Origin of the sequence: Paraburkholderia terrae (assembly GCF_002902925.1) — a bacterium.
Classification (GTDB): Bacteria; Pseudomonadota; Gammaproteobacteria; order Burkholderiales; family Burkholderiaceae; genus Paraburkholderia; species Paraburkholderia terrae.
Genome location: NZ_CP026112.1, coordinates 2,194,667 through 2,214,515, shown reverse-complemented (window position 1 = coordinate 2,214,515; position 19,849 = coordinate 2,194,667). Strand labels below are relative to the sequence as shown.

Here is a 19,849-nt window from a genome sequence, read left to right as displayed (position 1 = left end):
TCAGGCGTCCTTCTCGGGATCGAGCATTTCGTTGTAGCTGCTGCGATGTTCAGATCGATCGACAATGCGGGAACGGACGTCCGGCGCCCCTTCGTGAAAATGAAGACCGTTGTTGGCGAGCGCGCCGTTATCTGCGTTGCCCTGGTACTGTTCGTCAACGGGAATCGTGTAGCTCGCGCCGTTGACAAGTTTCAGCGTGTACTGCGTCGTCGTGGGATGGTGATCCACCCGGACCAGCCCGGTTTCATCCAATACACCCTGTTTGACTAGCGTGCTGCCCGCGAACAGGCTGTAGGGCATGTTTGCAGGAATCGCAGCCCGCGACGCGGGCGAGGTACCCGTATACAACGTCAGGGGCGTGGTTGGCAGGCCGGAAAGCGCCGGGTGGTTCAAGTCCAGCGGCATGTTCAGCGACGCAGCGCTTTTCTTCTGGACCGTAATCGTCTTGATGAAAAGGTCGAGCGGACCGCCCAGGGTAACGCTGCCATCTTTGATCTGGATGAACGCGCCGCCCGATTCGAGCGTGAGTTCCTTCTTTGCGCTGATTCGCACCGCGCCATTGACGCTCGCCATCGTCAGATCATGGGCGGCCAGCAGCGACATGGCGTCGCTTTGCGCCTGAATCTCGATTGGACCGTGGGCGGCAAAAGCCTTGATACCGAACTTCTGCGCGAACAGCGAAATCTTTTCGCCTGCCGCGACCGTGAAGCGTTTCAGCACGCTCCAGTCGGTGTTCTTGCCGCCCACGACTGAAATGTCGTTCTGCGCCGAAAGCTGCACGCTGCCGCCCGCGACGATCCCCGCCGACGCGGGAGTGCTCATGAGCAACCCCGGCTTCGTCAGGGCGTCGAAATCCTCTTTCATCTGCTGCTGTGCATCGGTGTCGGCTGGCTCAGCCTTCGCGCTGCTGGCGCACGCCGCCAACGCCTTGGCGGTCGCCAACGCGCTTTCAAGCTGCGCGATGGTCTCCCGCATGTCGAGTTGCTTGCCGGTGGCGCCGGGCCGGTCGTAGGTCGTCAGATGCAGGCCCTTGCCCGCGCGGCTTACGCCGTAGCCTGAAGACCTCAGCTCATAGCCTTCGCCCCTGTACTCCAGCTTGTTATTGACGAGGTAGCCGAGGTTCAGTTGTGACTTGCCCGAATGCTCTGTGCTGACCTTGATACCTTCCTGGCCCGCCCAGTCTTCCATGCGAAGCTTGTTATTCGCTTGCGTGCGGATCATGTTGCGCGAGAGCCAGCGCCGGTCACTCATCACCAAATCGCTCGCCTGGCTATGGTGATGGAATGCAACAATTTCCGGCTTGTCCGGGTCGCCGTCCCGGCATGTAATCACGGCTTCGGCATCGTCCAGCGCAGGGAAATGCATCCCGGTTTGCAACTTGCCGGCGAAGGGTTTGGCGAGGCGCAGCGGCACACTTTCGCCGCCGTTGGGCCATTTTTCGAAGTCGGCATCAAAACGGACCGTGTAGTGGCCGTCGGCGGTTATGTAGGCATATTTGTATTTGTCCGGGCTTGTGACCCGGGCGCTGAGTGTGCCAATCACTTTGGCCCAATTGTCGGGTTCGAGTCTGAGACGAAAACGCCGGTCCGCGGGAATCGCCTTGTACGTGTTCGTGTAGGACACGTCGCGCGCGCCGCGGTGTGTCACCTCCACAATCACCTGGCCGTTCAGCGCATCGGGCAGGACAATATCCGTTGTTAGCACGCGTCCCGGCTGCAACGCTAGCACGGTAGTATCGCCCTCGTACACAACCTGCCAGGCAACAGCCGCCTCGTGGCGTAACTGCGCTTCCCACTTCGCGCCGTCCTGGTCCAGGTGATGTGTGCCGTAGATATACGGCTGGCCATATGTCGTCGGGTCCTGCGGCGCAATGTTGGCCGTATCGCGAAAGCGTTCCCAGGCCTGTTCGGGGTTGTAGTCCGCGACCATGAACGACTGCGGCACGGTGACGGCATGGGTCCTGATTGCCGTCACTGCCTCGACGCCACCCGCTTCCAGACCTGCCGTCTCGCGGTACGGCACCACTACTTGCGAATCGACGTAGAGGTAATGGTCAAGGTCATCGCCAAATACAACCTGGTCGCCGTATGCCGTTTCCACGATATAGCAATAGATGCCGGCTTTTTCCATCAGCATGTGGACATAGGCCAGATCATTCATCTGGTGCTGCATGCGGAACGGGTGCGTGCGATACCGGCCACGCAGACGGAACAGGAACTGGTGGTCCCTCAATCCATGGCCGCGCAGGATCGCCGCGATAATGTCCGGTGTACTGGCGTGCTGAAAGATTTTTCTGCGCGTCACCGCCTCCAGTCGCGCGAAATGCGACTTCAAGACAACTTCGTACTTCGTGAAATCCTTCGTGGCGCGGATCGAGGAGAAGCGTGTGATGAAGCCGGAGAATTTCCGGGTAGCGCCGTCATCGGCCACGATGCAAAACGTCGCATCACGGTTCAGGTAATCAGCGCGCGCAAGCTGTAGTGGGTGAGTTAACTCGATGCGCACCTCGGTCGGTGCGCCCATCTTTTCCCTGGCTTCGAACGAAACGACTGAGAGCGCCGCCGCGCTGTCCGTGCCGGGGACGTTCAGGTGATATGCCTGCCGTCCTGTTATGGTCTTCAATTCAATCACCGGCTGTCGTCTCCCTTGAGGTCTTCTTCTGGATAGCCATGAAGATTAACCATCTGTTTCACCATTTAATATTGACCGCCATCGGGAACGGCGTCGCTACGTGCCACGGCAAAAATCACATCCTGTGATTTTTGCCGTGCGTACAGGTCGGCGTACTTTTGCGCGCGGTGACAGTCTCTTTACCGGGAAAATTATCAAGAATACTAATCATACTAACGATGCGTATATGCGAGATTATGTATGAAGAACATGCCACGTTCAGCATCGTAGTACGGATATCTATCCCAAAAAACCCGATTCCTTGCTGGACCTTCAGGTCACTTGTCGTCAGTTGCCACGAGCCGAATACTTGCCGCGAGAACACCGCAGATGATCCCGTCAGACTGCCAGCAACGTGAGAATTCCCCGCATGACACCGCCTCAGGAATGGGGAATGAGGTGACCACCAACAATGAGGATGTTGAATTCAAACAGAACAGATGTTTGTCGGCCTTATGCGACAAATTTCAGCAAATGTAAGCAGGGCCTGGCGTGCAGGAAACGCGCAGCAATGACGGATCGAGGCACCCAGCCGCAAACAGCGTCGCGACCGTGAGATCCGCAGTCGTGCCCGGATTGATACCGCCGCGTTTCAGCGTGTTGTCCCATGCTGCGAGTTCGACGGGGTCCAACTCGGCCTGAGCATGCCACACGCGGGCATCGTGGCTGACCTGCCGCGCAAGCGCGATCCCACGCTTGCGCGCGATATGCGAGTCGGGCCAATGCGATAGAAAGCCAAGCCAGGTTCTGAGCACCGCTTGCAACAGACGCGGTTGATCGACGGGGCCAACGTCCAATGCTGCGCGAAACTGCGTGAGCCCAAATCCGAGCACATCGACAAAACCGTTCGCGTATTGCCGCGCGATGCTGTCGCGGTCGCTTGCGATCGACATCGCGCTGAGCAGATCAACCGTCGGTTCGGTGCCCACGTTCTGGCTGGGCGCGTCGCCGAGACCGCCCGGATTGGCGAGCGCAATCGCGCGATAGGCGGCGCGTGCGTCGGCGATATCCAGACGGGAGAGGGTAGCTTGTAGCGCGAGGCGGGCATCGTGCGCGGTGGGTGTGGCGTGCATCGACTGCATCGCTTCGAACGCGTGCGCGAGCGGCGCGCACAGCAACACGATACCCAGGTTGGTATTGCACCCGGCGGCGCTCATCGACAGACTCACCGCGCGTTCGATCCGCTCACCCACGGAAGTACCGCGACCCGTCAACGCAGCACAAGCCGCTTGTGCGCTGGCGATGAAGAGATCGGCCGTCATCCTGTGGCCGGGCGCACCGAAGCTGACGTTGCCGGGCTTCGCACAGGCGACGTCGAGCTCGCACGCCCACACGAACGCTTCTTCGATCAGATGCGGGCGGGCCTCGAGCATCACGCGACTTCCTTGACGTGGCTTGCTCGATCCGCAAGCGCCATCCGGCGGTTCAACAGATCGTCGACGATACAGCCCGCGATATCGAACGGCGTCACCGTTTGCAGCCCGCGCCACGCCGCGACGCCATTGACTTCGATGACAGTCGCGCCGTACGGATTGTCGTCGCACGGAATCAGGTCGACGCCTGCATAGTCGAGTCCGAGCGCGGCGCTGGCGCGTTCGGCGAGCGTCGCGAGCGGTTCGTCGAGTTCCGCCGCTTGGCAGTGCGCGCCTTGCGCGACGTTATGCACCCAATGCTCGCTGACCCTGCGCATGGCAGTCACGGCCTTGCCGCCGATCACCATCACACGCCAGTCGTAGCCGGGTGTGCTGATGGGCTTCACCAGACGCTGCAAATACGCGAGCTGCCCATACGCTTTCAGTGCAGGCAGCGGTTCGCAACCCTCGCCATTCGCACCGATCCGTGCAATGCCTTTGCCTTGCGAGCCAAATAGCGGCTTTATCACGAGATCATGACCTGTGGCGCTTTCGCGCATCAACACGCGTTGTGCGACTGGAGCGGATTCGGTGACCCAGGTGGGTGGCGTCGGAATGCCCGCCCGATGCAGCAGAAACGTGGTCATCGATTTGTCGACGCTGCGTTCGATCGCGCGCGCGTCGTTGTAGACGGGCACGCCGAGTTCGCGCAGCGCGTGCAGGATGCCGAGCCGCACGGTGACCTGTTCGAACGTTCCCCCCGCGATGCCTCGCACGATGACGGCATCGGGCAGTCCGCGCCCATAGCCCGGAATCACGAGTCCGTGCGGTGCGTGCGTGGTGTCGAAGCGGCAATCGGCAAGATCGATGCAGCGGCCGGTCGCGCCGCGTGTACGCAGTGCGCGCTTGAGGCGCGACGTATGCCAGCCGGTTTCGTCCGTCATGATCGCGACGGCGAGCGCGGTGCCTGTCATCTCAGACCTCTTCGAGCCAGAGCGGACGCAGAAGATCGAAACGCGTTGCGCCCGCGTGGAAGGTGCGCCCCGTGGCGAGATTGCTCACCCAGACTTCGGCGGGCGCGAAGAGTGCGGGATCGATCTTGTAGAAATCGTATTCGTACTCCTTGAATACATCTGCAAACGGGCGGCCAAAGTCTTTCGACGCCGACGAAGGCAGCGCTCGCGCAAGTTCGCGGGCCGCTTCGTCATTGCCCGTCACGGTGAGATGGACACGGCCTCCGTACAGGATGGCATCGTTGGTGCGGCCCATCGCTTCGACGGGGTCCTCGGCGGGTGGCGGCAACGGCGCGCTGGCGGAACCTTCGCAAATGTCGTTGAGCTCGAAACCCAGTTCATGCGCCTTGTGCAGCGCGACTTCGAGCGCGCGCGCGACCACTTGCGTGGTGCCCGCGCGGCTTGCTGTCGGCGTGAGAATCAGCGTGAGATTGCGCGGCTGCAGCTTGCAGTCGCGCAGGATCTTCTCGATGACGACCGCGGGTGGTGCGCGGTCCACTTCGAGCACGAGACAGCCCGTCGCGACGACGTCGCGATAAGCCAGTTCTTCGAACAGCGCTTCCTTGCAGGCGAGCGCGCGCGCCGGTCCCGAGCCGAGCGCAAAGAACTTCTTGCCGCCCGTTTCTTCTTTGCTGGCCGCGAGACTCCAGCCCGCGTACTGCGAGGCGAGGCAGGCGAGCACGGGTTGCGCGCTGGCGATGTCGACGAAGGTCGGCCATTCGTCCGACGCGTTGCGTGACGCGGCGGCACGCAGCGTCACCCGGCCCAGGCCGCCCATGCATATTTCGCCGATCGCGATGCCGGCGGCGACGCTGCCGGGCGTGTCGATACCGGCATCGATGATCGTGACGCCGTGTGCGTCGCGCTGAACCGCGATGCCCAGTTCCGCGTGCCTTTCCAGCAGACTGGCGATCAAAGGCCGCACGAGTGTGTTGACGCTCAGAGTAGAAGACGACGCAGCCGCCGATGTCGAAACATCAGCGAGGGAGGAGGAGGTCTGCATGGCCAGGTTTCCTGGTGGTGTCGATGGAGGCGATGGTTGCCGCGCGGGCGGCGAGTTCAGCGCGCACTGTGGCCGTCTGGGTGCCGTGCGCACAGACAGCCGATACGCTGCACAACGGCGCGCCTGCCGCAATGAAACTGCCCGTGACGGGGATATCGTGGCACCAGCCGAGATTCAGCGCGCGCTGGACGAATTCGGGCGACACCGTGCGGTCGCGATCGGAGAAGACGATCTGCTCCCCGCATAGCGATGCCGTCTGCGCGGCGGCGCTCGACATGTCGGCGTCGAGTGATGCGCCTGCGCATGCGCGCACATGCAGCGATAGCAGCGAACGATTGGAGCCGCGCTCATAGAGGGACATCGTGGCCGACGGTCTCGCGTTGACTTCGAGCACGAAGCAACGCTCGCCATCGACAATGAAGTCGAGGCTGTTGAGCCCCTTGAGCCGCGTGCGCTGGACGATTGCATTCACGGCAGCAGTGATCTGCTGACGCACGGCATCTGAAACGTCGACAGGTCCGATCGCGCCGCCATAAACGAACGGCTGCCCGCCATGCGGGACGATCAGTTGTTCGTTGAATCCAATGATCGCGGCCTTGCGCGTATCGGCAATGAAAAGCGCCGACATCGAACGGCCAGGCTGATGACGCTGAAAATACCGGCCACCGCGCGATGCGTCGGTTGCATGCCTCTGCGCGGCATGGCGGATATGTATGCCGCCCGTTCCATTGGCATCCTTTTCAAGCCATCCCGCCGGGTCGATGGGCGCTTGCAACTGTATCTCGGGATGAGGAATGCCCGCATCGTCCAGCAGCGCGAAGAAACGCACCGGGTCGCGCACGGCATCATACGATTCACGATCGTTGCCGATCATTGCAAGTGCGATGCGCCTGTCGTCGAGCAGATCTCGATGCGCTTCAAAACCCGCACCTGCGATCCAGCCAATCAGATTCGGCGTTCGACTTGCGGCGTCGAGCGCTTCGCGCGTGCGCTGCGGATCGATCGACAACGACGCCGGGTCGCCGATGGGATGCCACATGCCCGACGCGCGCCGCGTGTCGGTGTCGCCGAACCGATCCAGCACGATCACGCGCCAGCCCGCGCGCCGCGCCGATTCGGCCAGCATGCGGGCGCACAGCGCGGCAACGACGACGACAGGGGGCGACATGATGCCCTCAGGCCGTGGCGAGCGACGAGCGCTCGGTGACCACGCGGCGGGCCATGTCGAGCGCGTCGTCGAAGCCGAGATAGACCTTCTCTTTCGCGGCGAGCATCTGCATGAAGAGCCGCTGCTGCACTTCGTATTTGACGTTGCCGATCGCGAGCGCGCCGATGCCGAGGGCGTCGTGCTGACCGACGCGCTTGCCGTTGTCCATCACGCCGACGCCTGCGATCCCTGCGGGCGGCACGGCGTTCACATCGGCGGCCACGAGCAGGCGGGACGCGCGGTTTACCTGCTGCGCGCTCATCACTTCGACACCAGCGGCAGCCGTGGCGAATACGACGTCGACGGCACTCAAGGTCGCGTCGAGCGCGTCCGCGCTGCTCGCGTCGGCGCCTTCGAGTTGCGCGCCAAAGCGCGCGCCGGCACGCTCGCATGCATCCCGCGCGGCAGCGAGCCCGCGGCTGCTGGCCAGCGCGACGCGCGCGCCTGCCTGCGCGGCGAGCACGCCGGCGATGAGCCCCACGGGTCCCGTTCCGCCAAAGACGAGAATGCGCTTGCCGTCGAGTCCCGTGTCGAAGGTGCTGCGCAATTGCCATTCGACACTCGCCACGAGCGCCGCCGCCGTCGTGAACGATCCGCTCGGGTCGGCGAACACGGAGACTTCGAACGGCGGCACCATGGCCTCGCGCGACAGGCGCAGCATGTCCACGGCCAGCATCACATCGCGTCCGCCGATAAAGATGCCCGTATGCGCGACCCCTTTGGGACCGCGCGAGAAAATGGCATCCTGGGTCAGCGGTCCGATCATCCTGGCATCGACGTCGGTGTACGGCACGACGACCTGGTATCCGGCGTCGACGGCCATGTTCACGTCGAACGGGCTCATCTGCCGGCCGGGCGTGAACATGTGGAGAATGTGTTTGCGTTCCATGTTTCCTCGTCAAACAGGTGGATCAATCCCGGGCCGACGCCCAGGTGACGGTGGCCCCCGAGTTGAGTCCGCTGACTATCTCGACTCGCAGCCCGGGGTCGATCGCCGCCGCCTCGCGCGCGGAGCGCAAGGCGTGTTCGGCTTCTTCCTGCGATTCCATGATGGCGAAGCCCGTCGGTCCCCACGAACTCTGACCCACGCCCGCGCAGTAGCGCGCGCCGATCCAGTCGAGTACGCGCCCGACTGCGGGGCTCGTATAGATACCGCCTTGCGACTTGGCGAAGTATCGGCCGATGCCGTCCTGCAACGCGCTCACGCCTTGCGCGAACGGCGCGAACTCGCGTTCGGCGACGGCGGGCAGTATCTGCATCAACGTCAGGTGACAGGCATGCGCAGCGAGCGCCTGGGGAAACGGCGGCAAGGCGGCGAGCGCCTGGTGTTCGGCCGGCCCCGAAAGCCCTGTGCGCGATTCGTCGAACACGAGCATCACGCGCCACGAAGACGGGAAGTCGAATCGCGAGAGGACGGGCGGCAGCACGCCTGGCCCGCGCGGACCGCCATCGACGATCAGGCCGCCGCGTTCGAACCCGGCGATACCCACGCCCGAGCGCGCACCGCGCGCAAGCGCGGGCGCCAGTTGTGTTGCGCTCATGTCGAGCCCATGCAGGCGAGCAAACGCGTGCCCGACAGTGAGCGCGAGCTGCGTGCCGGAGCCGAGGCCCGCATGCGCGGGCAACGTACGCCGCAGCCGCACGTCGATGGGCGCATCGTTGCCCGTCAGGTTGCGCAGCGTCTCGATGTGGGCGCGCACGCGTGGCAGTTCATCGCGAGCGGAAGGCTCGGCGGTGTAGTGATCGTCGTCGTCGACCGAGAGCCGTGCATCGAGCGTCGTGCTGATGCCGCCGATCACGAGCCCCAGACTGCCGAAGCGTCGCCCCAACGACGCACCCGGATCGAGAAACCCCAGATGCAGCCGGCCGGGCGCATTCACGGTGACGATGCTGGTGTGCTTCGCAGTCGATTCAGCCATCGCATGTCGGCTCATATGCGCGTTCCCCAATCCCTTGACGGGTGATTGTTCCGGGGCCTTCAACGCAAGCGTTATGCCATGTGCGCGGCTATCGACTTCAAGCGCCTGTGCGCTGTGCGCGCACGCAGCGTGAATATCCAGCAGGTCGCCAGGCGGGCAGCGAGTTGCACTGTCGAACCTTGTGCAGAATCGGTGACACTTTGCTTCATGTCTGCGCGAAGGGACTCGCGGCGTGGGCGCGGGATGTGAGGTCGGCGAACTGTCCTTCCAGGTACGCGCCCGTCTTCTCGATCAGGAAGCGCCGGAATGCGACGCAGGCCGGCGACATCTGCTTCGCGTTCATATGCACCACGTGCCAGACGCGATCGATGGGCGTGCCGTTCACCTGCAGGATCGACACCTCGCGCGCCAGCAGTTCGAGCCGCAGCGTGTGCAGCGGCAAGACGCTCACGCCCATGCCCGCGACCACGGCCTGCTTGACGGTTTCATGGCTGTCGAGCGCGAGCCTTCGAGCGGGCGTGAACAGATGCTGCTGGAACATTTCCATCGCGACGGCTGCCGTGTCGGACCCTGGCTCACGCATCAGGAAGGTGTCATGGCGCAATTCGTGCAAGTCGAAGCGCGGTGCATCGACGAACGGATGCGTCGTACAGGCGGCGATCACGTGCGGGTTGTAGGCGAGCGGTTCGCAGTGCGCGTCGAGTTCGGCGGGTGGGCGTCCCATCACGGCGAGATCGATCGCGTTGTCTTGCAACTGGCGCAACAGCGCATCGCGGTTGCCAATCGAAAAGCGGATATCGACTTTCGGATAACGCTCCGCATAGCGCGAGATTTGCCGAGGCATGAAGTAGCGGGCGGTACTGACGAGGCCGATGGAAATGGTGCCGCCATCCGCCGAAGAGAGCGAGCGCATCGCATCTTCGGCGTCCTTGATGTCGCCGAGAATCCGCTTCGCGTGGTGCGACAGCGTGGCGCCCGCTTCCGTGAGCGTGAGCCGCCGGCCGATGCGCTCGAACAGCGGCAGCCCGATGGCCTCTTCGAGCTGTTTGATCTGCATCGAGACGGCAGGCTGCGTCAAGTGCAGGTCTTCGGCGGCCCGGGCGAAGTTCTCGTACTGGGATGCCGCCGAGAAGATCTGCAACTGGCGCAGCGTGAGGTTGCGGAGCAGGTTAAGCATGATCAGGACTCCATGCCGCAGCAGATAAGCATCGCTTACAGCGCAAATAAAAATTACTGAGTTTCTCTTGAAGGTCCACTGGCTTACCGTGTTTGCCAGGTGGTCATCGCAAGCAACCGACGATCGAGGAGTCACGATGAATGCACGAATTGCACCAGGCTTCCCGTTCAATCAACGCGACACGAGGCAACCGTGAACCCTGCACAAGTAACACTGTCGAGTTTCCTCGCCGACCATCTTGCTTCCCGTCGCGCGGCGGCACCGGGCGGCTTGCATGCCACTGACGCCGCCGGACTCTGCACCGTGATCGAGGCGATCGCGCAGGCGGTAGAAGCCATCGCGGCGCGCATTGCGCAGGGCGCGATTGGCGCGGCGCAGACGGTCTTGCACGGACCCACGGCTTCGATTCACGACGCGCTGAGCGTTGCCGCGAACGATGTGATGACGTCGATGTGCGAGCGCAGCGCGGAGATCGCGGGCATGGTTTCGCCGTTCATGCAGTCAGTGCGCGCGACGTCGGCGGGCCGGTACGTGCTGTTCGCCGATCCACTCGACGGCGCCGCCAATGCCGATTCGAACGCGGCGCTCGGCAGCATTTTCTCGATACGGCACGCGGGCGCTTGCACGGCCGACGGCGGATGTGTGATCACAGGCACGAAGCAGCTTGCAGCCGGCTACGCGCTCTATGGACCGGCGACGCTCCTCGTGATCACGGTCGGGCGTGGCACGCATGGCTTCACGCTGTGCCGCGAACGCGGCGAATTCGTGCTGACGCACGAGGCGATCCGCATGCCCGAACACGGGGTCGAGCTGGCGATCAACGGCGGCAACGAGCGCTTCTGGGAGCCGCCCGTGCAGCGCTATGTGAGCGAGTGCAGGGACGGCAGCGCGGGCGTACGCCAGCGCGACATCGACACGCGCTGGATTGCGTCGCTGGTCGCCGATACGCATCGCACGCTGTTGCGCGGCGGCCTGTGTCTTTATCCGCGCGCAAGTCGCTGCGCGCCGCGCGCCTCGCGTCAGCCGCTGCTGTATCAGGCGCAGGCGCTGGCGTGGCTCGTCGAGCAGGCGGGGGGATGCGCCAGCACCGGGCGCGTGCGGGTGCTCGACGTCGCGGCCGATACGCATGGCTGTATGCCGATGTTTCTCGGCACGCAGCGCGAAGTCGAGCGGATCGAGCGCTACCACCGCGAGCACGAGCGAGGCGAGGACGCGCCGTTCACGTCGCCGCTCTTCAACGAGCGCTCGTTGTTTCGTCCCGAGGCGCGCGTGTAGCGCGTGCGGGTTCATGCGCGAAGCACTGCAAGATGGAGTGAGAGCATGTCGATCAAACATCCGATTGTCGCGGTAACGGGTTCGAGCGGGGCAGGGACGACGACCGTGATGAACAGCTTTCAGCACATCTTCCGGCGCGAGAAGCTCAATGCGCAGATTGTCGAAGGCGATGCGTTCCATCGCTTTGACCGTGCCGCGATGCGCGTCGCGATGAAAGAGGCGGAGGAAACCCGCCGCCAGTTCAGTCACTTCGGCCCGGAAGCGAACCTGCTGGAGGAACTCGCGGCGTTGTTTTGCGAGTACGCGGCAACGGGGAAAGGGCGGGTGCGCAAGTATCTGCACGACGAGGCGGAAGCGGCGGAATACGATCTCGAACCCGGCATGTTCGGGCCGTGGACGGACATCGAGCCGCCTACCGATCTGCTTTTCTACGAGGGACTGCACGGCGGTTTCGTCGGCCGCGGCATCGATGTGGCGCAACACGCCGATCTGCTCGTGGGCGTCGTCCCCATCATCAACCTCGAATGGATTCAGAAGCTGCATCGGGACAAGACACTGCGCGGCTATTCGCAGGAAGCCGTGATGGACACGATCTTGCGCCGGATGCCGGACTACGCTCACCATATCTGTCCTCAGTTCAGCCGTACGCATGTCAACTTTCAGCGCGTGCCGACGGTGGACACGTCAAACCCCTTTACCGCCCGCGACATTCCGAGCGCCGACGAGAGTTTTGTCGTCATCCGCTTTACCAACCCGAAGGGAATCGACTTTCCCTATCTGCTGACGATGCTGCACGACTCCTTCATGAGCCGGCCCAATGTCATCGTCGTGCCGGGCGGCAAGATGGGGCTCGCGATGCAACTGATCTTCACGCCCATGATCCTGCAGATGATCGACCGCCAGAAGCGGGCGGCCTGAACGCTCTGCCGGAAAGTACACCCTAGCTGTCAACAGGAGACACACTCATGCAAGTCATGCCGCGCAATCTGCCGATCGATGCCGTGCTGTTCGATCTCGACGGCACGCTGTTGCATACCTCGCCGGACATCGGCAATGCGCTCAACCGGGCGCTGACCGAAAACGGTTTTCCCTTGCTCGCGCCCGGCGTTGCGCAGACCTTGATTGGCGGCGGCTCCGCGATACTGATCGACCGCGCGTTGACGCTGTTGGGTGTGGAGGCGCGCGCTTCGACGCTCGATCTCGTTCTGCGCCGCTACGAGACGTGCTACCACCAGCTCTGCCGCCATGAAGATCAACTGACGCAACCGTATCCCGGCATCGAATCGACGCTCGACAGCTTGCGCGGCATGGGCCTCAAGCTCGGCGTGGTCACCAACAAGGAGTCGCGCTTCGTCGAGCCGCTGATGTGGCGCTTTGGCTTGCACGCATGGTTCGACATGATCGTCGACGGGGATGCGCGCTTGCCGCACAAGCCCGATCCCGATCCGCTTCTGCATGCCTGCGAGGCGTTGGGTGTCGATCCGGCGCATACGCTCTTTGTCGGCGATTGCGTGACGGATGCGCTCGCGGCGCAGGCGGCAGGCATGCCGATGGTGTGTGTCAGCTATGGATACAGCAGCGACCACCCGGTAAGCGAATTGCCGTGCATGCGCGTGATCGACACGATCGCCGAGTTGACTGAGCTGATAGGCGGGCCGCGCAAATGGCACGGCTCAACGCGTATTGATCACGGCATCGCCGGGCAGGAGATGCCTGCAAGCCAGCTGAATTGAGTGAAAGACAGGCGCGTCACGTCTTGATGTGTACGCGCCTCATTTTGCGGTACAGCGTATTGCGCGTGATGCCGAGCGCGATCGCCACCTGGCTCACGTTCCAGCGATGCTTGTCCAGCAGCGCGAGCAGGGCTTCGCGTTCGGCCTGCAAGATTGCATTGAGCGGCGCGGCGAGGTTTGTTTCGCCTTCTGCGTCGGTGTCATCATCGGCTTCTTGCGGCACGGATGCTGTACTTGCAGCTGGCTGGCGATTCAGGTTCTTTTCCCTCTGCACGAGCCAGGCGGGCAGATGGGCGGTGGTGAGTTCATCGCCATCGCAAAGAGCGACCGCCGTGCGCAGCACGTTGCGAAGCTGGCGGATATTCCCGGGCCAGTCGCTATCGAGCAGAATCTGACGCACGTCGGCTGAAATCCGCAGGGCAGGGGTGTTCTCTTTTTCGAGCAGATGGCGGATCAACGCAAGCTTGTCCTTGCGCGCGCGCAGCGGAGGCAGTTCGAGCATCACGCCGTTCAGGCGGTAGTACAGATCCTCGCGAAACTGACCGCTTTCAACCAGTTCCGCCAGATCACGGTGGCTCGCACTCACGAGCTGAAAGTCTACCTTGACGACGGTTTCGGAACCGAGTGGCGTGACCTCGCGTTCTTCCAGCACCCGCAACAGGCGCGCCTGCAACGCGAGCGGCATGTCGCCGATCTCGTCGAGAAAGAGCATGCCGCCATCGGCTTGCAGGATCTTGCCGCGTCGCCCTTCGCGTTGCGCGCCCGTGAAGGCGCCGGCCCGGTAGCCGAACAGTTCGCTCTCGATCAGATGTTCCGGCAACGAAGCACAGTTGACGGCGACAAACGGACCACTGTTGCGCTCGCTGGCCGCATGCAGCGCATTGGCGAACACTTCCTTGCCGCTGCCCGTCTCGCCGTGAACCAGCACGGAAATGCCGCGATCTATCACGCGTGCGCCAAGATCGAACTGGCTGGCAATCTGCGCGTCGCCGAATTCGACACGCGATGCGCCTGTAGGCCGGGTGATACGCGTTGGCCGTCGGGCGGGTGCGGGCGTCGCGGGTTGATCGGGCGCCGTGTCATCGAACGAAGCGGTGGCAGGCGCCGGTGAGATCGTGTCGCTTGCGGCGCGATCTCGTGGTTCCTGCGCGACGACAAAAAAGCGGCTCGACCCATGCGTGCGATAGATCGCGACGGGATAAAACGAACTGCGTGTACTGCGCGCCACGATCTCATTCAGCGATGCATTGAAGATTTCGGTAACGGATTGGCCTGCGATCTCATCGAGCGTCACGAAACCCAGTTGCACGAGTGCGCTGCGATTCGCGCCGAGTATCGTGCCGTCTTCATCGACCGTGAGCTTGCCCGCGTGCAGCGTGCCGACGAACTCAGGGCGGCTGTGAAACTGGATCCGGTAGGCCTGCGTATGACGTGCATCGAGCAAGCGATTTTCGATCATCTGCCGGGACATGCCGACCAGCACCAGCGAATGTTGCTGCAATAGCGGTGAGCGGCTCGTGACGTCGAGCACGCCAGCGATCGTGCCACGTTCGTCGAATACGGGCGCGGCCGCGCAAGTCAGCGTGGTGTAGCGCCGGTAGAAGTGTTCGTGCTGGCGCACGGCGATGCTTTTGCCTTCGGCGAGACAGGTGCCCATGCCGTTGGTGCCGGCTTCCCGCTCGTTCCATATGGCGCCCGCGCACAATCCCCAGTCTTCGACTTCGCCTGCGAATTCGGGCGACGACGCGAGATGCAGGATGACGCCATCCGCGTCCGTCATCACGACGGCGAGTTCGGGATCGCCGAGTTGCTGATAGAGCGTCGCCATTTCGAGCTTCGCGCAGTCGATCAGTTCGGCGCTCTGCTCGCGGCGCAGCGCAAGTTCCGCGCTCGTCATCACGGGTGGCGCCACGCACACGTCAGGATCGAGTCCATAGTCTTCGATGCAACGCGTCCATGAGCGGACCACGGGCGCGCTCGGAGCGAATCCGTCACGAACACGCTCGCGCATGATGGCTTCGACCTGGTGACCCTTTTCCGCGAGCGGCTGGCATGACGACATGGTGGACATCTCCGGGAAAAACGAGGGCGGTCATGCATGCGGACATGCTCGCCACATTGAAGCCCATTATTGGCAATCCAATTCGGCGTGACAATCAGCCTTGATGGACTACCTCCCGGGGAGTAGAGGTAAACGAGAGTGGGGCCGCGACATGGCAGGCGAACGCGCAGCACGTCGCTGCCGCGTGCGTGGCGAACGCGGCCGAAGCGGTCAAACGAAGGGAAAGCAGGGCGGCGCGAAGGCGCCCCGCTGCATCAGTGGTGCGAACGCGAGCCGTGCTCCTGCTGCCACAGGACGGCTTCAAGACGCGAGTGAAGATCGAGCTTGCGCAATACGTGCTTGACGTGAACCTTCACGGTCCCCACGCTGATATCGAGCTTGCGCGCGATGGCCTTGTTGCACAGGCCAGCCACCAGATGGTCGAACACTTCGACCTCGCGTGCCGTCAGATCGTTCTGCGCCGCGGGAATACGCTGGCCGCCCGAGAGCGCATGAACGAGACTGCCCGTGACGGACTCGCTGAGGACGGCCGTACCCTTGAGCGCCTTTTGCAGCGATATGCACAGGTCTTCGGGGTCCATGTCCTTCAACAGATAGCCGTGCGCGCCCGCGCGCAACGCGGCCACCACGTCGCGCTCATTGTCGGACACCGTCAGCATGATGAAACGCGCGTCCACGCCCGCTTCGCGCATGCCCTCCAGCGTTTCGATACCGTTCATGCGCGGCATGTTCAGGTCGATCAGGACCACGTCCGGCTTGAGCCGGACGGCCATCTCGATGCCATCGTGGCCCGAAGTCGCTTCGCCCGCGACCTCGAACGCCGGGTTCATCTGGATCAGTTGCGCGACGCCCTTGCGAAACAACGCGTGGTCGTCGATGAGAAGTACTGTGTGAGGGACCATCTGCTCTTCCTGGGCTCATGGCTGCATAAACTGCGCGGTGTGGCGCAGTGCGATGTCTTGAACGTGCGAGCGGTGGCTTATTGTTTTTGTTGCCAGTTTGTTGCGAGCTTGAGTTTAACAACTTAAACCAATTGAAAAATAATTATGTACCCGGAATGCAGGCACATTCCGGGTTTTCCATAGTGCGGGCCTAGAAGTGTCCGCGCAGTTCTTCTGCAATATCGAAGATGTCACCCACGATGCCGTACTTCGCAATCGAGAAGATCGACGCCTCCGGGTCGGTGTTGACGGCGATGATGTTCTCGACGTGTTTCATGCCCGCCATGTGCTGCACGGAGCCGGAGATGCCCAGCGCGAGGTAGAGCTTGCAGTTCGCCGCCGTCTTGCCGGACTGGCCGACCTGATGAGCCTTGGGCAGCCAGCCGGAGTCGGCGATGGGACGCGAGCAGCCGAGCGTCGCGCCCAGTGAACTCGCCAGCTCGCGGAACTGTTCGACATGGGTTTCTTCGCCAATGCCACGGCCAATCGACGTGATGAATTCCGCGCCGGCAATATCCACGTCGCTGCTCGCGACGGGCTCTTCGAACGAAATGTGCTGGCTGCGTGGCGTGACGGCGGGTGCGTCGAACTGGCTGACTTCGGGCGTCGCCGCGCTGTCGGGAGCCTTGAAGGCGCCCGGCCGGATGGTCACGACTACCGTGGCGCGGCCAGGAAACTCGATCTCCATGTTGACCTTTTGCCCATAGCCGGAGCGCGTGGCGATCCAGCTTTCGCCATCGCGCGCCAGTCCGAAGGCGTCGGTGGTGAAGCCGTAGTTCCCTTTGACCGCGAGGGGCGCGGCGTAACCCAGCGTATCGATTGTATGGGGCAGCAGCACGAGCGACGGCTTGCGTGCTTCGATCAGTGCGTGCGCAACAGCCTGATAGGTATCAGGGTCGAACGCATCGTTCGCGGTCTGCACGGTGACGATCTCGTCGACACCCGCGAGCTTGAGCGCGTCGACGAACGTGGCGGGCGTAGCGCCCAGCACTGCGACCGTCACGCGTTCGCCGCCCGCTTCTCGCGCAGCGACGGCTGCGCCGATCACTTCGACGCTCACAGGGCGCAATTGCCCCTGACGATGTTCAGCAATGACCAGAATGCCGCTCATTACGCTTCCCCCCGAAATTCCTTGATGATGCCCGCGAGGCGGGCGGCCTGTTCGGCTGGCGTGCCCTCGATCATCTGCGCGCGGCCGAGTTCGGGCACATACACGCGCCTGATGCGCGAGAGCGAGCCTTGCTTGCCTGTTTCGTCGGCGGGCAAGCCGAGCGCGTCCGGCGCAATGGTTTCGATCGGCCGCGACGCCGCCTGTTTGATGCCGCGCAGCGACGCGTAGCGCGGCGTATTGATACCGAGTTGCAGCGTCAGGACGGCGGGACATTGCACGGTGACATTCGCGTACGCACCGCCTTCGAGCTCGCGCCGCGCGCTCGCCGTGCCCGCGCCGGGCGTGTACTCCAGACCCGCCACGACAGCCGCGTGCGGCCAGTCGAGCAGGCCGGCGAGCGCCATGCCCGTAGCGCCATAGGCGTGGTCGGAGGCCTGCACGCCGGCGAAGATCATGTCGGGTGCTTCGCGGCGCGCAAGCGCAGCAAGCGCGCGGGCAATGCCGATCGGGTCCGCTTCTTCCAGTTCGTCGCTCCAGACGCGGATCGCGCGATCCGCGCCCTTGGCCAGACACTTGCGCAGTTCTTCGTCGGCCCGGTCGGGACCGACGGTGACGACTACGACCTCGATGGCGTCGCTATTGCCGCTCTCCTTCAGACGCAGTGCTTCTTCGAGCGCGTAGTGATCCCATTCGTTGAGGTCGAAAACATGAAAGTCTGCTTCGACATCGCGGTCGTCGTCGCGCAGCTCGAAATCTTCATCGAGTGACGCGACTTGCTTGATGGTGACGAGTATCTTCATCCTGCCTCCTCCACTGATGTGGTCAGTTGATGTGTGCGTGTGTCAGGTGTGTCAGGTGTGTCGGCTGCGTCAGCGGGCGCGCTGTGCTGACGCTGGCGATCGAGTGCTGCGGCAAGTGAGCCGGCGAGATGGCCGAACATGCGCGCGCGGGCCTCCGTGTCAGGTTCGAAGCGCATGCGCCAGCGGTCCGCGTCGGTCAGGCTGGGATGCATGAACACGAGCACGCGGTGCAGCGGATACGATTCGTCGCGCAACGGCAGCAACACACGCCGATGCGTATGACGATTCAGGATGACAGCCCGCCGCACATCGGGCGACGCATGTTCGGCAAGACGCGAGAGCGTCGCCTGTGGCGTGCCGCGATGGCGTGCAACGCCCGCCAGCACGTCGATATCGGTGTCCTGTATCAGCCGGTGCAGCACGGCACCCGGAAGCTCGTTGCGCAGCGCGACGCCGGCGCGTACCCACGCGATCTCGTCGTTCGCGAGCAGCGAGAGCAGCGGCGGCGGGCACAAGGCGTGACGCGTCACCGAGCGGCGCACATCCGCTTCGCGATCACGCGCGAGCCGGTCGAGCCAGATACGCGGGCATGCGCGATTGCGTGCGAGACCGCTGCGCACCCACACGTCGCCGTCTTCGGCAAGCCAATCCACGACCTTGAGCGGCAGGTCGTCACGCACGGCGACGGCACGGCGGACCAGCGTGTCGGCATCGAAGCACAGCAGAACGAGCGCGCCTGCGGGCGTGGCGGGATTGGTGGCGGCGGCGCGCCGCACGGCGGGGTCGTCGTCGCGCGCAAGCGCAGTCAGAATTTCGCCCGTGGTCCGCACGTTCAACGCGAGACTGCGCCGCTCGGGACTGGACGCGGGGATGCTGCGCAACAGCTCGTGCGGGCACGCGGCGTGGCGCAGTACCTGAGCGCGCACTGCGCTTTCGCGCGTACTCCGCCACAGCTGATGCAGCGTGTGCGCATCCGTCGCGAAGTGAATGGCGAGCAGCCGTTGCAGCGGTTCAATGCCCCGACCGGCCAGTTGCGCGAGCAGATCAGTCTGCACGCCCACGTTCTCGCACAACGAGCGCAAGGTCTCGATGCTGTCGGCGCTCGCGGCGAGCGTCGCGAGCAGCGCGGGCGGCGCCAGCGGATGCCGCGCGATCAGTTGCGCGACGCGTTGCACGGTACGTCGATAGTCGGCTTCGCCCTCGGCGCGATTCATGACGAACGCGGCGGCGAGCGTTTGCAGTGCCTCGGCAGGCGTCGCGGCGTTGCGGGCAAGGCGCGTCGCGAGCGTGACATCTGCATCCGTTGCGGCGAGCGTGGCAAGCCGCGCGAGCGCCACGGAAGGCGCGTGTGGGAACGCCGCGAGCGCAAGCCGGTCGCTGCGCGAGCCGAACATGCGGGCTTCGAGCCGCTTGCGATCCGCGCTTGCCGCGTGCGGGTAAAGCATCGCGGACGTGAATACATCGGAGGCGTCGAGCGCGAGCCGCACCAGTTCCCGCCAGTGGCGACGCAGCCGCGCACCCTCGCGCGCCGCGTTCGCGGCGCAGGGTTCTGCTTCGGCAGGGCGGGGAAAGGTCGTCATGGCGGT

Annotated in this window: 16 protein-coding genes; 3 read left to right on the top strand and 13 right to left on the bottom strand. The window is 63.7% G+C overall.

Features of this window, described 5'->3' with window-relative positions:
* The 8 genes from C2L65_RS26170 to C2L65_RS26135 all read right to left on the bottom strand — a co-directional run bounded on the left by C2L65_RS26170 (position 1) and on the right by C2L65_RS26135 (position 10,341).
* Positions 1-2,631 carry a type VI secretion system Vgr family protein gene (locus C2L65_RS26170; RefSeq protein WP_042306492.1) on the bottom strand — a complete coding sequence of 877 codons (2,631 nt, stop codon included), beginning with the start codon at positions 2,629-2,631 and terminating at the stop codon, positions 1-3.
* A gap of 506 nt (positions 2,632-3,137) precedes the next feature.
* Entirely contained in the window at positions 3,138-4,043 is a 906-nt protein-coding gene (locus C2L65_RS26165; RefSeq protein ID WP_042306491.1) for a triphosphoribosyl-dephospho-CoA synthase, read from the bottom strand.
* Positions 4,043-4,996, bottom strand: a complete 954-nt coding sequence (locus C2L65_RS26160) for an ATP-grasp domain-containing protein (RefSeq protein ID WP_042306490.1) — start codon at positions 4,994-4,996, stop codon at positions 4,043-4,045. Before C2L65_RS26160 ends, C2L65_RS26165 begins: the two co-directional genes overlap by 1 nt.
* Before the next feature lies 1 nt (position 4,997).
* Entirely contained in the window at positions 4,998-6,038 is a 1,041-nt protein-coding gene (gene mch / locus C2L65_RS26155) for a methenyltetrahydromethanopterin cyclohydrolase (RefSeq protein ID WP_042306489.1), read from the bottom strand.
* Complete coding sequence (locus tag C2L65_RS26150; RefSeq protein WP_042306488.1) at positions 6,013-7,206, bottom strand: ATP-grasp domain-containing protein; 1,194 nt, start codon at positions 7,204-7,206, stop codon at positions 6,013-6,015. Before C2L65_RS26150 ends, mch begins: the two co-directional genes overlap by 26 nt.
* A 7-nt stretch (positions 7,207-7,213) precedes the next feature.
* On the bottom strand, positions 7,214-8,134 hold the full coding sequence (locus C2L65_RS26145) for an NAD(P)-dependent methylenetetrahydromethanopterin dehydrogenase (protein ID WP_042306487.1): 921 nt from the start codon (positions 8,132-8,134) through the stop codon (positions 7,214-7,216).
* A 22-nt stretch (positions 8,135-8,156) separates the two neighbouring features.
* Entirely contained in the window at positions 8,157-9,164 is a 1,008-nt protein-coding gene (locus C2L65_RS26140; RefSeq protein WP_042306549.1) for a beta-ribofuranosylaminobenzene 5'-phosphate synthase family protein, read from the bottom strand.
* Positions 9,165-9,369: 205 nt separating this feature from the next.
* Positions 9,370-10,341 carry a LysR substrate-binding domain-containing protein gene (locus C2L65_RS26135; RefSeq protein WP_042306486.1) on the bottom strand — a complete coding sequence of 324 codons (972 nt, stop codon included), beginning with the start codon at positions 10,339-10,341 and terminating at the stop codon, positions 9,370-9,372.
* Positions 10,342-10,533: 192 nt separating this feature from the next.
* Here C2L65_RS26135 and C2L65_RS26130 point away from each other — a divergent pair, with 192 nt between their 5' ends.
* The 3 genes from C2L65_RS26130 to gph are packed head-to-tail and all read left to right on the top strand — an operon-like array spanning position 10,534 to position 13,349.
* Complete coding sequence (locus tag C2L65_RS26130) at positions 10,534-11,616, top strand: class 1 fructose-bisphosphatase (RefSeq protein ID WP_042306485.1); 1,083 nt, start codon at positions 10,534-10,536, stop codon at positions 11,614-11,616.
* Between the two features lie 45 nt (positions 11,617-11,661).
* Positions 11,662-12,534, top strand: a complete 873-nt coding sequence (locus C2L65_RS26125) for a phosphoribulokinase (protein ID WP_042306484.1) — start codon at positions 11,662-11,664, stop codon at positions 12,532-12,534.
* 47 nt (positions 12,535-12,581) lie between these two features.
* The gene (gene gph / locus C2L65_RS26120) at positions 12,582-13,349 is read left to right on the top strand and encodes a phosphoglycolate phosphatase (RefSeq protein ID WP_042306483.1); all 768 of its coding nucleotides are present in this window, start codon (positions 12,582-12,584) and stop codon (positions 13,347-13,349) included.
* A gap of 16 nt (positions 13,350-13,365) precedes the next feature.
* Here the strand turns inward: gph and C2L65_RS26115 are convergent, their stop codons facing one another.
* The 5 genes from C2L65_RS26115 to C2L65_RS26095 form a co-directional block, all read right to left on the bottom strand.
* On the bottom strand, positions 13,366-15,411 hold the full coding sequence (locus tag C2L65_RS26115) for a sigma-54-dependent Fis family transcriptional regulator (RefSeq protein ID WP_052426856.1): 2,046 nt from the start codon (positions 15,409-15,411) through the stop codon (positions 13,366-13,368).
* 254 nt (positions 15,412-15,665) lie between these two features.
* Complete coding sequence (narL, locus tag C2L65_RS26110) at positions 15,666-16,313, bottom strand: two-component system response regulator NarL (RefSeq protein WP_042306482.1); 648 nt, start codon at positions 16,311-16,313, stop codon at positions 15,666-15,668.
* A 190-nt stretch (positions 16,314-16,503) separates the two neighbouring features.
* Positions 16,504-17,463 (bottom strand): electron transfer flavoprotein subunit alpha/FixB family protein, encoded by a 960-nt coding sequence (locus tag C2L65_RS26105; protein ID WP_042306481.1) that lies wholly within the window; start codon positions 17,461-17,463, stop codon positions 16,504-16,506.
* Positions 17,463-18,263: an electron transfer flavoprotein subunit beta/FixA family protein gene (locus tag C2L65_RS26100; protein WP_042306480.1), complete on the bottom strand. Its 801-nt coding sequence runs from the start codon at positions 18,261-18,263 to the stop codon at positions 17,463-17,465. The genes C2L65_RS26105 and C2L65_RS26100 overlap by 1 nt, the downstream gene beginning before the upstream one ends.
* Positions 18,260-19,843 (bottom strand): hypothetical protein, encoded by a 1,584-nt coding sequence (locus C2L65_RS26095; RefSeq protein WP_042306479.1) that lies wholly within the window; start codon positions 19,841-19,843, stop codon positions 18,260-18,262. Before C2L65_RS26095 ends, C2L65_RS26100 begins: the two co-directional genes overlap by 4 nt.
* Positions 19,844-19,849 lie beyond the last annotated feature (6 nt).